The organism is Kribbella sp. CA-245084, assembly GCF_050942355.1.
GTDB lineage: Bacteria > Actinomycetota > Actinomycetes > Propionibacteriales > Kribbellaceae > Kribbella.
Genome location: NZ_CP192053.1, coordinates 5,792,044 through 5,806,594 on the forward strand (window position 1 = coordinate 5,792,044; position 14,551 = coordinate 5,806,594).

7 protein-coding genes are annotated in these 14,551 nt (G+C 67.3%); 3 read left to right on the top strand and 4 right to left on the bottom strand.

Annotation, left to right across the window (positions count from 1 at the left end; translation table 11 throughout):
* Nucleotides 1-10: 10 nt before the first annotated feature.
* Nucleotides 11-1,339: a multicopper oxidase domain-containing protein gene (locus tag ACQPYH_RS27610; RefSeq protein ID WP_432876913.1), complete on the bottom strand. Its 1,329-nt coding sequence runs from the start codon at nucleotides 1,337-1,339 to the stop codon at nucleotides 11-13.
* Nucleotides 1,336-6,522: a hypothetical protein gene (locus ACQPYH_RS27615; RefSeq protein ID WP_432876916.1), complete on the bottom strand. Its 5,187-nt coding sequence runs from the start codon at nucleotides 6,520-6,522 to the stop codon at nucleotides 1,336-1,338. The genes ACQPYH_RS27610 and ACQPYH_RS27615 overlap by 4 nt, the downstream gene beginning before the upstream one ends.
* Nucleotides 6,523-6,805: 283 nt before the next feature.
* Between ACQPYH_RS27615 and ACQPYH_RS27620 the strand changes: the two genes are divergently transcribed.
* From ACQPYH_RS27620 to ACQPYH_RS27630, 3 genes are all read left to right on the top strand, one after another.
* Nucleotides 6,806-8,401: a copper resistance protein CopC gene (locus ACQPYH_RS27620; protein WP_432876919.1), complete on the top strand. Its 1,596-nt coding sequence runs from the start codon at nucleotides 6,806-6,808 to the stop codon at nucleotides 8,399-8,401.
* Nucleotides 8,398-10,590, top strand: coding sequence for a S8 family serine peptidase (locus ACQPYH_RS27625; RefSeq protein ID WP_432876921.1), 2,193 nt, complete (start codon nucleotides 8,398-8,400; stop codon nucleotides 10,588-10,590). Before ACQPYH_RS27620 ends, ACQPYH_RS27625 begins: the two co-directional genes overlap by 4 nt.
* A gap of 479 nt (nucleotides 10,591-11,069) precedes the next feature.
* Entirely contained in the window at nucleotides 11,070-12,104 is a 1,035-nt protein-coding gene (locus ACQPYH_RS27630) for a LacI family DNA-binding transcriptional regulator (protein ID WP_432876924.1), read from the top strand.
* Between the two features lie 50 nt (nucleotides 12,105-12,154).
* On the opposite strand, the gene ACQPYH_RS27635 is transcribed toward ACQPYH_RS27630, so the two are convergent.
* Both ACQPYH_RS27635 and ACQPYH_RS27640 read right to left on the bottom strand, forming a co-directional pair.
* Nucleotides 12,155-13,408 (bottom strand): hypothetical protein, encoded by a 1,254-nt coding sequence (locus ACQPYH_RS27635; protein ID WP_432876926.1) that lies wholly within the window; start codon nucleotides 13,406-13,408, stop codon nucleotides 12,155-12,157.
* Between the two features lie 117 nt (nucleotides 13,409-13,525).
* Nucleotides 13,526-14,551: a Gfo/Idh/MocA family protein gene (locus ACQPYH_RS27640; protein WP_432876929.1), complete on the bottom strand. Its 1,026-nt coding sequence runs from the start codon at nucleotides 14,549-14,551 to the stop codon at nucleotides 13,526-13,528.

A 14,551-nucleotide genomic window follows, 5' to 3' on the forward strand; every position in this document is an offset into this window, starting at 1 on the left:
CGCCTCCTGGTCAGACATAGGTCTGGCTCACGACGGTCTGTGCGGGCAACAGGCTCTGGTACACCCGTACCTCGGTCATCATTCCGCTCGGGCCGGCTGCGCCCGGGCTGGACAACCTGCGCCAGTCCCGGTTCTTGAAGTAATAGACGTTGTAGTTGCCGCGCCCGTCGGTTCCGGACGGCCGGGCCGCCGAGTACGCCGGTGCGTCGAACAGCACGTCCCGCGCCTCGCCGGGGCCGACGTACAACGTGTTCGTCCAGTACGAGGTGTCCGTACTGCCGTTCCGCAGCAGCGACGCGTCCTGACCGATCACGTGCATCGGGATGCCCGGAAGCTGCATCGCATGCTGCTGATAACCCAGGTTCGCCAACCGCAGCAGCGCCCGGTCGCCGGAGTTCACCTGGACCAGTGCGGAGTTCGGCAGGCTGTAGTCGGGCGCATCGTCGTAGTTCGGGTTCGGCGTCGCGATCCGCAGACCCGCCGGCAGGGCCGGGTCGTCGTTCGGCAGCGTGGTCTGCGGGTAACAGCGGCCGTTCATCACGAACCACTGCGGGTCGTAGTCGGTCGCGATCGACTCCTGGATGTCGCGGTCGCCGTCGTGGAAGTCCTTCCAGTACTCGTTCAGCAGGATCGCGAAGTGCCGGTGGTACCCGGTCGATCCGTCCCCGTCGTTGTACGCGAACTTCGAGAACCCGGCGATCGTCGTACCGTCCTGCGTCGGGCGGACGAAGACGATCCCGGTCATGCCCATCTGGACGTGCTCGACGTCCTCGAAGTGGCAGTGGTACATGTACGTGCCCTCGCGGTGCGGGCGATAGAAGTACGTCAACTGCTTCCCGATCGGCACGGCAACCGAGACCTCGGGTACGCCGTCGTTCAGTGGGGACGGGATGTCGAAGCCGTGCCAGTGCACGGTATGCGAGTCGACCAGGTCGGGTCGCTGGACCAGCCCGAGGTTGGTCAGCGTGATCTTGATGTCGTCGCCCTGCTTGACGTCCAGGGTCGGCGCGCTCGTCCGGGCGTGGCCCTTGTACTGCGAGACGAGCTGGTCGACCGTGGCCGTCGTACTGACCGGGATGAACCCGAAGATGTACAGCGGGTCGTCCTCCCGACCCGGGACGGTGACGTATCCGTCCGTGGCGGCCAGCGCGAGCGTGGTCGTCGCCGCGGCGGCGGCGCCGGTCCCGCGGACCAGACCGGCGCCGAGGCCGCCCACGGCGAGGGCGCCGAGAGCGCCCAGGCCGGTGGCCTTCAGGAAGTCCCGGCGTCCGACGCCGGTCGGGTCCGAGTTCATCACGTCCTCCTGCCGAGGCTGGTTGGTGCTCGTGTTGATGCTCATGGCAACGGCACCGGGATGCCGGGCAGTTCGTCCGCTCCCAGGTCCCACGGCGTGAGCAGCCGGAGCGTGCGGATCTGCGGACGGTACTGACCGTCGTAGTCGCCCAGGCCGCCGATGGCCGGCGTTCCGCTCGGGGCCTGGACCCCACCGCCGGTGCACGCGGCGAGCGCGGTGAGCGGCGTCGGGAAGGCCGTGTTCGAGCAGCGGACGCCGCGGTCCACAACCGGGCTGGCGGCCTGCAGGTGGTAGTTGCCCGTCAGACCGACCGGCGGATCGGCGCCGGTGATCGTGACTGCGGCCGTCTGCGGATCGAGCCGCGAGCCGGACACCGTCAGCTCCAGCGTGAACGGGGTGACGAACGCCGGATCGGAGCCGACGATGTTGCCCTGTCCCGCCGGCACCGCGTGCTGTACGCCGTTCGGGCCGAGGATCTGGCCGTTGGTGAGATCGGAGTACCGCGGGATGAACGTGTCGGCGTTGTTCGTCGTACCGTGCACCTCGAAGTCGATCACGCCCTGGTTCACCAGCGCTGCACCCGGTCCGAAGTTGTCCAGGGTGAACGCGGTGTTGTTCCAGAAGATGTCGTTGAACTGCGCCACCGGGCGGGAGAAGTCCGGCCGGGTCGCCGCCGTCGGGTACTGCGCGATGTACCGGGCGTCGGTCTGCCACAGCGGATCGTTGCCCTCGGACGCGAGTCCGGCCGCGTGCGGTACGCCGATAGCGGAGTTCTCCGACGACGCCGTGGACACGTTGTTCGCGACGGTGTTGTTGACGATCCGCACGTTCGAGGAATCGTCGAGCATGATCGCGCCGCCGATGTCCGCCGACCCGTTGTCGACGAGCTGGTTGTCGCGGACGTTGATCACGGCATTGAGCGCGTCGAGCACGAACAGGCCGCCGCCGTCGTCACCGGAGTAGTTGCTCTGGATCAGGTTCTTGTCCAGCGACACCGCGCCGGTCCCGTCGCCGAGCGACCCGCCGCCGACCGGCAACTCGGACTCGATCGCGACGCCGGCGCCGGAGTCGACCGAGTCGTTGTAGTAGATCTGGTTGTCGTGGATGTTCCCGTTCGGGCTCAGCCCGATGTGGGAGACGCCGGCGCCGTAGTTGACGCTGAAGTTCGAGCAGACGATGTTGCCCGTGACCTCGTAGTTGTTCGAGCCGTAGAAGATGCCGAGACCACCGGCCTGGGTCAGGCCGCCGTTGCCGAGCAGCCGGTTGTTCGCGACCTTGTCGTTGAAGTTGTGGCTGGCGTGGTCGTACGGCTGCCCGATCCCGATGCCACCGGCAACGACGCCGGCGTTGTTCTCGAGCACGTTGTTGGTCAGCTGCTCGTTGTTGATCGCGGCCTGCAACTGGATGCCGCCGGCACCCTCCCCGGAGCCGCCGGTCATCAGCGCGACGCCGTCGATCCGCGAACGGTTGAACTCGATCTGGTTGACGGCCGTCGTCGTGCCGGTGAGGTCGTATGCCGTTGCCGTCTGGGCGACCACTGTCACGTCCGCGCCTCGCAGTACCGGATGCGTCGGGTCGACGTACGGAGCGTGGGCCGCAACGGTGGCGTCGTACGCGGTCGCGTTCTGCTGGAAGTACCGGCCGTCGATCACTGAACCGAGGACGTGGAACCGCGGGTCCTCCGGGTCACGCGCCTGGGCTTCATGTGCGCCGATGATGCCGCCCGGACCGACGCCCTGGATCTTCAGCGGCTTCCAGACCACGACGTTCTCGTTGTAGGTGCCGGGCTTCAGCACCAGCAGGCTCCGGGCCGGCGCGGCGTCGATCGCGGCCTGCAACTGGTGGCCGGTCAGCGTCGGAGCAGCAACGTTGACGACGTTCGGGTTGTAGTTGAAGCCGGCGGACGATCCGGTCACGTGCACCGTGATGCCGTTCACCGTCGGTACGCCGCCGTTGGCGTCGGACGTGATCAGGGTCAGATGCTTCGGTCCTGGCCTGAAGCCGACGCCGAACGCGGGGATCCGGATCTGCACCCGATCAGGTACGCCTGTGGTCCCCGACGTACCTGGGGTCCAGCTGACGATGCCGCCGTTGGCGCGGGTCAGTGTGACGGACGTACCGGTCCGGTCGTCGGTCAGCGTCGCTCGTACGCCGGTCGGGCCGGTGGCAGTCCCCTGCGCACCGATGAAGTCGGCCTGGATCGTCATCGCCTGTCCGGCCGTCCGGACCGGGGTGTCAACCTGCAGCAGCTCAGGTCGCGCCGGTACTGCGGGATCCTCGCAACCGGTGCCCGAGATCGGGTCCAGCGGCAGGTCGAGCTGTGTGGTCAGACCCGGCCAGGCCTCGGCCGGAGTCGTTGCCGTGAGCAAGTTCGGGTTGTAGCCCGGGTTCGGAGCGGTCTTGGAACCGGGGTCGTCCACCTTGACCAGGTACATGCCCGGGCAGGGTCCCTGCGGGATCGGGCAGTTCAGGGTCTCCGTCGACGGGACCAGTGCTTCGAACGAACCGTCGGGGCTGGTCGTGACCGTGGTGAGTAGTCGCCAGTTGTTGGCGTCGTACGGCAGGTTGACGTTGCCGCCCGGACCGGCGGTGTCGACGCGTGCGTAGATCCCGACCGGGATGTTGGGGATCGGCCGCGGCTCGCCGTACCAGGGCGAGTTCGGGTCGCGCTCGAAGTAGATGTCGTTGAACACCTGGCCGACCAGCCGGCCGGGCTCGGGGACGTCACCCGTGCGGGTGTCGGCCGGGTCCACGCCGTTGGGGTCGGTGCGGAAGTTCGTCATCAGGTTGAAGTCGGCGTTGGCGTTCTGGCTGTTCTGGAGCACGACCAACCGCTTGTCGCACAGTGGCGCATGGGCGTCCACGACGTTGAAGTAGTTGCTGCGTGGGGTCAGCGTGGACTTGTCGATGACGTGGTCGTCACCGGTACACGGTGGCGGTGGGATGGCCGGGATGAAGTGGTTGCCCAGATCAACGTTCACGTCCTCCTCGCGCACGGGGCGGTAGAGACAGCCGCTGCCGTCGCCGGGAAGTGATCCCTTGGCGTGGCTGATGCGTTGCGCAGCGCCGACCGGGTTGCACAGACGCGCGTCGGTGGTGTCGGTCGGCATCACCACGTGGGTGATGTAGGTGCCGGCGGTCAGTGCGACCGGCTGCGTGTTGCCGGTGCAGGTGCCGTCGTCGGCCGTCAGGTCGTAGCCGTTCGGGCAGTAGTCCGCGAACGCGTAACCGCCGTCGAACGCGCCGTCCTTGGTCTGCTCACCGGTGATCGGGACCTCGAGACAGTTCGGCCCGATGGTCGGGTTCAGCCCGCTGAGGTTCGCACCGGTCGCGTCCCGGACCGCACAGCCCGGTCCGTACGTCGCGGGGTCGGTCGGCGGCGTACCGCTGGGCTGGACCCAGTGGTCGGTCACGTACTTGTTCACGATCACGTCGTCAGTGGTGTTCGGCAGGCCGTCCGGACCGGGCGTCTCCAGGTAGACGGGGACGTCAGGGATGGCCGGCTCGTAGTCCTCGTGCGCCTGCATCTTGGCGTCGAACTCGTTGCGAGTCGTCGAGAAGTAGGTGATGCCAACGATCTGCCCCGGGGTACCGGCCGGATAGTCCGTCTTGCCCCAGTCGACCGTAGCGCGGTGGCCTTCGGTCAGCAGCTGGTTCGTGAGCAGCGCGCCGCCGAGATCGGTCGGCACCGGCGTCACAGTGTTCGGGTCGAACTCGTCGTGCTGGGCGGCACCACTGACCCCGAAGCGCGCGAACCCTTGCTCGTTGACGATCCAGCGGCCGAGCGGACCACCTTCTGCGGTTGGGTACTGGTAGTAGCCACTCGGATCCGTGAACGTGGCTTCTTTGATCGAGCCGTCGCGCCAGCGCTGGTCCATATCGGTGTTCGCGATGCCGGGCTCGCCGGGATCCCTCAGCTGGTTGCCGTTCAGGTCCTTGTACACATGACCGTCGAGCCATCCGAACCAGCGGGACACGCCAACGCCTTGCTCGTCCGGATGGACCGGATCCGGATCCGTCACGGCGACCGTGCCGCCCGCCGTCACGTCGACCGGCAGGATGCGCATGATGTAGCTCAGTTGCTCGTCCCAGATCGACAGGTTGTAGCTCCCGGCCGGGACGTTCTGGATGTCGAAGTTGCCATTGGCATCGCCCTGGCCGATGAACACGGTCTGGTCGGTGTTGCTGTCGCTCAGCGCGACGAACGGGTTCTCGACCGGCTCGCCGAGGGTCAACTGATCGAACGGAGGCCAGCCCTGCCAGTTGCGCGCCGTACCGGTGATCTCGCCGGTGCCCGTGGTCGTGAACGGCCGCGGCGCGCAGACGAAGCCGAACCAGTACGCGGTACGGGCGTTCGGCGGCTCCCACAACTGCTCGCCGGGAGCACCGGTGCCATCGGCACCTTCCTCGGTCGGCGCCTGCAGCTGCAGCCCGCCGTCGATCGTGGTCGTCTGGTACCAGCGGCTGTCCGGGTTGCTGTTGCACGGGCGGTCCGGCGGGTGCACGTCGATGAAGTACGTCGCCGGCCCGAGGTTGTCGATCTGGTTGAAGCCGTCCCCATTGGTCAGACACAGACCACCGCACAATGGGTTGTTGTTGTAGTCGACGGTGACCGCGCTGTGCGTCTGCTCCTCGAGGCCGACCTGGAAGCCGGTCAAGCCGCCTTCCTCGGTATCGGGCGCGCCGTTCGTCCAAGCGGTGTCGTCGAACACGAAGACCCGGATCTTGCCCAGCGGTAGCGGGTGCTCGTCGCTCTGCACCGTCAGGTCGACGCGGGCGGTCAACGAGCCGTCAGCGGCGGCGTCGGCCGGCAGATTGATGTACTTGCCCCACATCTTGTGGTCGAGCGATCGGACTGAGATCAGGTACCTGCCGGCCGGCAGCGTGACCGTGTTCCGGGTCTGATCGCCCTCACGAAGGATCGGGCTGTTGCTTTCGGTGTTCAGCGCCTTCGGGTCGCTCGGCAGCTTGGTGTTGTCCAGGTTGACCACGTAGTTGAAGTTCGCCAGCGGCAGGCCGGTCGGGAAGTCACGCGCGTCGATCGTGACTGCGCAACCGGCCGCCGGGCAGGCCGTGGCCGCTTGTGCCTTCGGCGCCGATCGGGTCATCGCGACCCCGGCCAGACTGGCCGCGATCAAGGCGAGGACCGCGATCCGCGCCGCCGCTCCCCTGGTACGACGTACCCACCGGAACGATCGACCCGAACGGTTGGTCGTTGCTGCAGACATCAGAACCACCCTCCCCGGCGGCACGACCCGAGTAGGCCGCCGCCTGGCGCCTGGACATCTGTGGGTGATCATGCTGCGTTGCGAGCCAGGCGGCGGGTCGCATGACGGCTCTGTCATCCGCAGGTCATCCGGCGGTCATCCGGCTGCACTGGTCCAGATGACGATCCGGTCATCAGATGACGGTCGGGTCATGAATGGGACCGCTGGTCGACAGTGCTTCCTATCGTCGAACTGCCGGTGCGGTGTCCCGAGCTGATACAGGGCCGGCGGGGAGGGGGAGCCCGTGTGGCGCCGCTGTGTGCTGCTGCTCGCCGGCGTGCTCCTGCTCTGTGCGGTGCCGTCAGTCGCGAACGCCCATACCGAGCTGGTGCGGTCGGACCCGGCCGACGGCGCCGTACTCGCGGAGTCTCCCGGTCTGGCTCGGCTGTGGTTCAGCGGTGACATCGCCGCATCCCGCAGTACGGCGCGATTGATCGACGAGCATGGTGTCACGGTGCCGGATGTCCGTCCGGTCAACGAATCCGGCGATCCGCGAGCGATCGCGGTCGAGCTCCCGAACCTGCGGACCGGCTCGTACGGGTTGTTGTGGGAGGTCGTGTCGGCTCGCGACGGTCATACGACGAGTGGCACCGTCACCTTCTCCATCGGGCATGCAGGAGCCTTGGTGGTTCCCGGCTCCGGCGGCTCGGGCGCGCTCGCTGTGCGGTGGATCTGGTTGCTTGCGCTGGCTGGCATTGTGGGTCCGCTGGCATTTGTGGTGTTCGTACTTCGGGCAGCGTCGGACCCCGTCACGCTGCCGGCTCGCCGCCGACTGCTCATCGCTTCGCTGGGTGCGGCGGTTGTCGCCATCGCAGTGCATCATTCAGGAATCCGGTTGCTCACCCTCGTGGTGTTGTGTGCGCTGATCGGGCTCGTCCTGGCGGAGCGGGTCCTGGCAGTGGTTGTCGTGGTGCCTGTCGGCGTACTCATGTGGCTCGAGGCACTCAGCAGTCACGCCGCAGCCGTGCCGTCCGGACGTTCCCTCGCGCTCTTTGCTGCCGCAATTCATGCGTTTGCGGGACTGTTGTGGCTGGGAGCGGTGCCTGCGCTGCTCGTGGCGTTCTGGCGAGGTCCTCGCAGGGAGCTCGCGAGAACACTCCGCGGACCGTTCTCGGTCATGGCGGCCGCAAGTGTCCTGCTCGTCCTGACGACCGGGCTGTACGGGGCCGGTCTCGAGGTCGCGACGCCGGGTTCGCTCGTCGCCACGTCGTACGGACGGCTGCTGTTGATCAAGACGACTCTCCTCGCAGGCATGGGTCTGCTCGGTCTGCTCAACGCCTGGCGTCTGCGCCGGCGATCGGTTCCGCGCCGCACCATTGCTGCCGAGAGCGCAATCGGCGCCATGCTGCTCGTCGCGGTCGCCGCGCTCGTAGGGCTGGCGCCACCGTTGACCGCGTCCGCGGCGGTTGCGGCACCGGTGACGCGGAGCGGGTTCGTGCAGGACCTCGTGGTGACGGTTTCAGCTACCCCGAACCAGCCTGGGGTCAACTGGTTCACGGTCGTGGCGGACAGCACCCGACGACCGGCGCCCGCGGCGCTCGACAACGTCGCCCTGCGCATCGGCGACCAGACTGTCGGGCTCGAGCACCTCACCGGCACCAGGTACTTCGCCACGTACAGGGTCCAGTCTGCGGGGCCGGTTCGGATGATCGCGGTGTTGCATCGCGGTGCGCGGCAGTACGACGTACCGATCGAGTGGCAGGTGTCGTCGCCGGCTGCTCGCACGGCGCCCGGGCGGCGGTTGGCGCCGTACGTCGACGGCGCGGCGCTGTTCCTGCTCGAGCTCGGGGTCGTGGTTGGTGCCTGGCGGATGGTTCGGGGTCCTGGAGGTAGACGATGAAGTCTCTTGCGCTCACGGTAGTCGCGTCACTCGCGCTGTCCGGATCGGCGTTCGCCGCGCCAGTGCCGGATCCGTTCGTCGACGTCATCGTCGTGATGAAGTCCCAGGCGGCACCGACTGTGAGCACGCCGGATCGGCGCGAACGGCTTCGCCAACTGGAGAAGGCATTGCGGGATCATGCCGACGCGACGCAGCGCGGTGCCCGCGACCTTCTCGCCGTACGCCGGAAGCAGGGTCTCGTCACGTCGCTCGTGCCGCTGTGGATCACGAACGCGATCGGCGCGCGGATGCGCGCGAGCGTGGCCGCTGAGCTGGCTCGCCGGCCTGACGTTCGCGAGGTCCGGCCGAGTACGACCGTCCAGGCCCCGGCGACGGTCGTTGCCGGAGGCGTCGAGCCGAACGTGGCCCAGGTGAACGCACCGGCATTGTGGGATCTCGGCTACCGGGGCCAGGGCATGGTGGTGGCATCGATGGACACCGGCGTCGACATCAGCCACCCGGAACTGGCCGCACGCTGGCGTGGTGGCAGCAACAGCTGGTACGACCCCAACGGGCAGCATCCGACGTCACCCATCGACTTCGTCGGCCACGGCACGCAGACGACCGGGGTGATGGTCGGGGGCGACGGCGGCGGTACGTCGATCGGCGTCGCACCGGATGCCCGCTGGATCGCGGTGAAGATCTTCAACGACCGCGGTCAGGCCTCGTCGACGGCGATCCACCTCGGATACCAGTGGCTGCTCGACCCGGACGGCAATCCGGCGACGGCCGACGCGCCGAACGTCGTGAACAACTCGTGGACGATGAGCGCGGGCAGCTGCAGCCTGGAGTTCCAGCCCGACCTGCGCAACCTCCGTACCGCCGGCATCCTCCCGGTCTTTGCCGCCGGCAACTACGGGCCGACAGCCGGTACGTCGGCCAGCCCCGCGGACAATCCGGAGGCCCTCGCCGTCGGCTCGGTCGACGGCACCGGGCTGATCGACCCGTACAGCAGCCGCGGACCGTCGAGCTGCACGCAGAATACGTATCCACAACTGGTTGCCCCCGGCATCGGCATCCGCACGACCGATCTGTACGGCGGCTACCTGAACGTCTCCGGAACGTCACTGGCCGCACCACACGTCGCCGGAGCGTTGGCTCTGCTCCTGCAGGCCTCCCCCGGTCTGTCCGCCGACCGGCAGCAGAACGCGCTACAAGCGGGTGCGGTGGATCTCGGCCCGGCTGGGGCTGACAACGACTACGGAGCGGGCCGGCTCGACGTGCTCGCGTCGTACAACTGGCTCCGCAGCACACCGGACTTCGGTGTTGCCATCACGCCCTCAGCGGTGAGCATCCAGCCCGGCGGCACCGCGACCTACTCCGTGAGTGTCTCCAGCAGCGGTGGTTTCGCCGGTGACGTAGCGCTCTCGGTCAGCGGCGTGCCGGCGGGAGCGTCGGCGACCCTCACACCGGCCGTCGTGACCGGAGGCACCGGCACCGCGGTGCTGACTGTCACCGGTGCGTTGAGCAGCGCCTCGCTCGTCATCACAGGAACGAGCGGCTCGGTCAGTCACACCGCGACAGCGTCGCTGACCGTCGTGCCGCCTCCGGACTACGGCATCACCGCGACCCCGGCTACCCGAAGCGTCAACGCCGGCACATCAACCACCTACACCGTTGTAGTCAGCCCGGCCAACGGCTTCACCGGCGACGTGACGCTCACGGCCACTGGGGTTCCGAGCAGCGTCGGCACCGCTAGCTTCAGCCCAGCTCTCGTACACGGCAGCGGCACGTCGCAGCTGGCGATCACGACCTCGCCGACAGCGCCATCCGGCAGTTATCCGATCACGGTTACCGGCACGAGTGGCACGCTGACTCACTCCGTCACGGTCACTCTGGTCGTCAATCAACGCGACTTCGCCGTCACGATGAGCCCCGCCACCGTGACGGTCACCCGATCCCAGACCGCGACCTACACCTCCACGGTCTCGTCGATCGGCGGCTTCAACGGCTCCGTCACCCTGAAGGTCTCCGGCCTGCCGTCGAACAGCACGGCGACGTGGACAGGCAACCCCGTCGCGTCGGCCGGAACTGCAACCCTGAAGGTGAAGACGACTTCGAGCACCACCCGCGGCACATTCACGCTGAAGCTCACCGCCACCAGCGGACCCCTGACCCACCAGACGACGGCAACCTTCGTCGTACGCTAACCGCGGCCGTTCAGGACCCCGATGCCCAGTCGTTCCAGCCGGCCTTGGCCCCAGCCCGCAAACACCGGCGGCATCCGGAAAGGACGCACCGGGCGCTAAGCCCGGGGGCGTGCGGGGCCTTCATCTGCGGGAGTTACTTCAGTTCGGTGGAGGTTTTGCCTAGTAGGCGGCGGGCCACGATCAGTTGTTGCGGTTTTGTGTTCATCGCAGCTCGACCCTGATCATCGCTTGTCAACGCCCCACGGAGCAGGCCATCAGCGTCTGCCCGAGGGGGTGGCGCGCGTGGGTATCCAGGGCGATGCCCTGCGATTGGAGGCGATGTTCCACCCACAATCCTGTCTGAGCACATACGCCCAGCGCGCGGGGGTAGGTGCTCAGCCACTGGAAACTCCGCCGGCTGCGCATAGCGGCTAGGCCGATTGGCACCAGCGGCCTGCACCAAAACGCGGCGCGAAGAGCGCGCCTGTTAGCCTCGTTGCATGGTGACGCTCAAGGATATAGCGGAGCGTGCGGGCGTCTCGGTGTCGCTCGTTTCGGGTGTGATCAATGACAGCCCGTACGTCCGAATGACCGAGGCCACGAAGCAGAAGGTCCTCGACATCATCGAGGAAAGCGGCTACGTCCCCAACCACTCGGCCAGGAGCCTCAAGTTCTCCCGGACGGACGTCCTCGCCGTCATCATCCCGCACATCAGCGATCCGATCTTCGAAGGCCTTCTCGCCGGGGTTTACGCCGGCGCCGAGAAGTACGGCTATGTGGTCATGCTCGGCGACGCCAGAGAGCTCGTCTCCGGCAGCAAGCTGCTCGAACGCATCATGGGTCAGGGTCAGGTGGACGGCACCCTGATCCGGCATTCGGCGACCTTGAGCAACGAAGTGATCGGCCAACTCGCCAAACGCCGGGTGCCGGTGGTCCTGATGGACGTCTCCGATACCAAGGACCTTCCGTGGGTCGGGCTCGACGAACGGAACGGCACCGCCCGTGCGGCCCGTCATCTGCTGTCGCTCGGGCACCAGCGGATCGGGTTCCTCGGCGGCGAGCGCGAATACCCCGGAACGCAGCGCCGCATCGAGGGCGTACGAGGAGAACTCGGCAAGGCCGGACTGCACCTGACGGACAAGGACATCTGGTTCAGCCATCAAGAGCCGGCCGCTGGTTACGCCACGATGCGACGGCTGCTCGAGTCGGGCGACGTACCGACCGGCTTGGTCGTCAACAACGTCACCACGGCTACCGGCGTTCTGGCGGCCGTCGCCGACGCCGGCCTGCGGGTGCCCGACGACCTGTCGCTCGTCGCCTATCTCGACTATCCGGCTGCCGCCCTGGTCCGCCCGGCGATCACAACAGTGGATCAGCCGCTCTTCGACCTCGGGTACCAGAGCGTCGAGTTGTTCGAGCGGCTCCGCCGCGGGGAGCACTGTGACTCCTACACAATCAAGTCTCCGGCGCCGCGATTGATCAAGCGGAGCACGACCCGAAAGGTCGGCCCGACGCTGGTGCGCCGTCGGGCTTGACCGGTGGTGCCGGGACATCGCCGGCGCCGTCCCGGCACCACGCTTCGCGATCAGACCGGGTAGCCGAAGGCCTGCAGATCGACGATCCCGATCCGTAGGCCACCGGCGTTCACATCCGCCGGATCAGGGTCGTTGAACAGCACGTAGCGCCCGTCAGGTGAGAAAATCGGGTGATTGTGGCGTGGATGATTCACGCCGCGATTGGTATCGGGCACGACGGTCGTGATCGGTATCTGACCGGTCGTGTCGATCACCTGGATGCACATCGCAGAGCCTGTCAGGCTGGTGTCGACGACGACGAACCTCCCGTTGCGCGAGACGTCGCAATGCTCGAACCGGCCGGTCGCGATGAGTTCGGGCTCAGAACCGTCGAGGAATCCTCGCCAGACGCCGCGAGGGTTCTCGTAGTTGACGACCACAACCGTGGCGGCGTTCCACGAGGCCCGCTCGTGGGACAGTCGCAGCACCTGCCCGCTGGCCAGAATCTGCGGTACGACGTTCGCTCCGGCCGGCGCGTGGATCGGATGATGAGCCCAGACCCGCTCCTTGTGCAGAGTGCTGTCGCCCTCTCGGGAGAAGACGATCCAGTCCTCGTCGAACGGGCAGAAGTGCACATGGTTGTGCAGCGTCTCCCGTTCCACCAGCACCTCCCGCTCACCGGTGGCGATGTTGACCTTCACGACCTTCGAGATCTGGTCGCCCGGGATCTCGGGCGACGCGGGGGGTCCGTAGAGCTCGCTCAGCGCGATGTGCGTCCCCGCGGCGTTGATCGACGCGGTGGTGTCGGCGATGGTCGCGCCGACGGGCACCTGGTAGACCTCCGCCCATGTCGAACTCCCAGTGGCGAGGTGCTCGTTCAGGTCGTAGACCCAGATTCGCGGGCGAGTGCTGTCGAGCGCGGCCTGGGTCGGGCTTTCGGCGTTGAGCAGGAGGCCCGTTGTCCTGCTCACGTCCAGGTATCCGCCGACCATCGCGCGATCAGGAGCGCGGTCGGGAACCCGGAACGACGTCTGCGTGACCGTGTCGTAGACATGAAGGTAGTTCGGTCCCCCGAGGGTGAGCGACTTTCGGTAGACGAAGTACCGGCAGCCTCGGAAGTACCCGTTCTGATGCATGTAGGTGACATAGGCCGTTGTGTCATAGCCCGTGATCCACTGCACGTCCGTGCTCAACGGCGCGCGAGGGCCGGGGAGGGCACCCAACGGTCCTGCCGTGGCCGGCAAACCGTCGAGCGTCCCGAATGCGCCTACCAACGCCGCACCGGCACCGCCGATCAGCAGCTTCCGTCGACTGATTCCTGTCATACCGTCAACCCCTTCGAGCATTGTCGGTCCCTGTTATCGTGGAACTGAATCCCTTTGATGCATCCTTACATCAGCGACATCCGTAGGCAAGGGTCCGGCTCGGTGGAGCCGCGACGGTCAGGCCGTTGCAGCGGGCAGCCGGCGTACCCTGACGCGCGCACCGGAGACCGCGGACCGGTGCATGGCCTCGACGAACGCCACGGCTGCCGCAGCCGGCTCCGGCGGGCTGACGTTCGGCCCATTGCCCAGTACGAGCTCGAGAAAGGCGCGCGCAGGAGCCTCGGCGGGATACGGGGGCTGCAGATGGTCTCGGCCTGTCGTGACGTGGGAGCCGTCCTCGCGCTGCAGGTGCGCCGTCCCGAACAGGATGTCCTGATCGACGATCCCGCGTTCGCCGATGTACCTAAGCCGTTGTGTGACGGCCAGCTGCGAGGAGAGGGTTCCGGTGCTCGACGCGACCCCGATCGCACCGCCTTCGAGGCGGAAAGCAACGGCGTCGAGTAGGTCGACCTCGAGCCCTCGCGAGTCGACGAAGGCGGCCACCGAATCGGCCTGCTCGCCGGTAATCGAAGCGAGCATGGCGATGGCGTGGCTCAACTGCGTGTGCCCCTGACCACCGCCGTTGCTCGCCGAGTACGTCGCGGAGGCGTCATACCGCGCCGCCGTGAAGAGCGCACCTGCCCGCGAGGAGAACTCGATGGAGACCTGCGCGAGCGGCCCGATCTGCGTTCGCACCCAATGTCGCACCACCGCAACGCTCGGCGAATGTTGCGAGGTGAACCCGACCGACAGGTGCAGGTCCTGTTCCGCTGCCAGCTGCACCAGTGCGAAGGCGTCGTCGGTGTTCGTGGCGAGCGGCTTCTCGACAAGGACGTGCCTCCCGGAACGCAGGATCGCTTCGGCGATCGGGCGATGCGTTGCGTGCGGGGTGGCGACGATCGCGCAGTCGAAGTTGCCATCCGCAACCAGCGTTCCGATGTCGGCAACCACTCGCGCCCCACGACGTCGGGCGAGTGCTCCGGCCGCGGCGAGGTCCGGGTCGCACACCGCCACGAGCTGCGCTCCGGGGTGTGCGTCGACGGCAGGTGCGTGGAAACGTGTCGTCCAGGATCCCGCACCCACCAGGGCGACCCCTACGGTCAT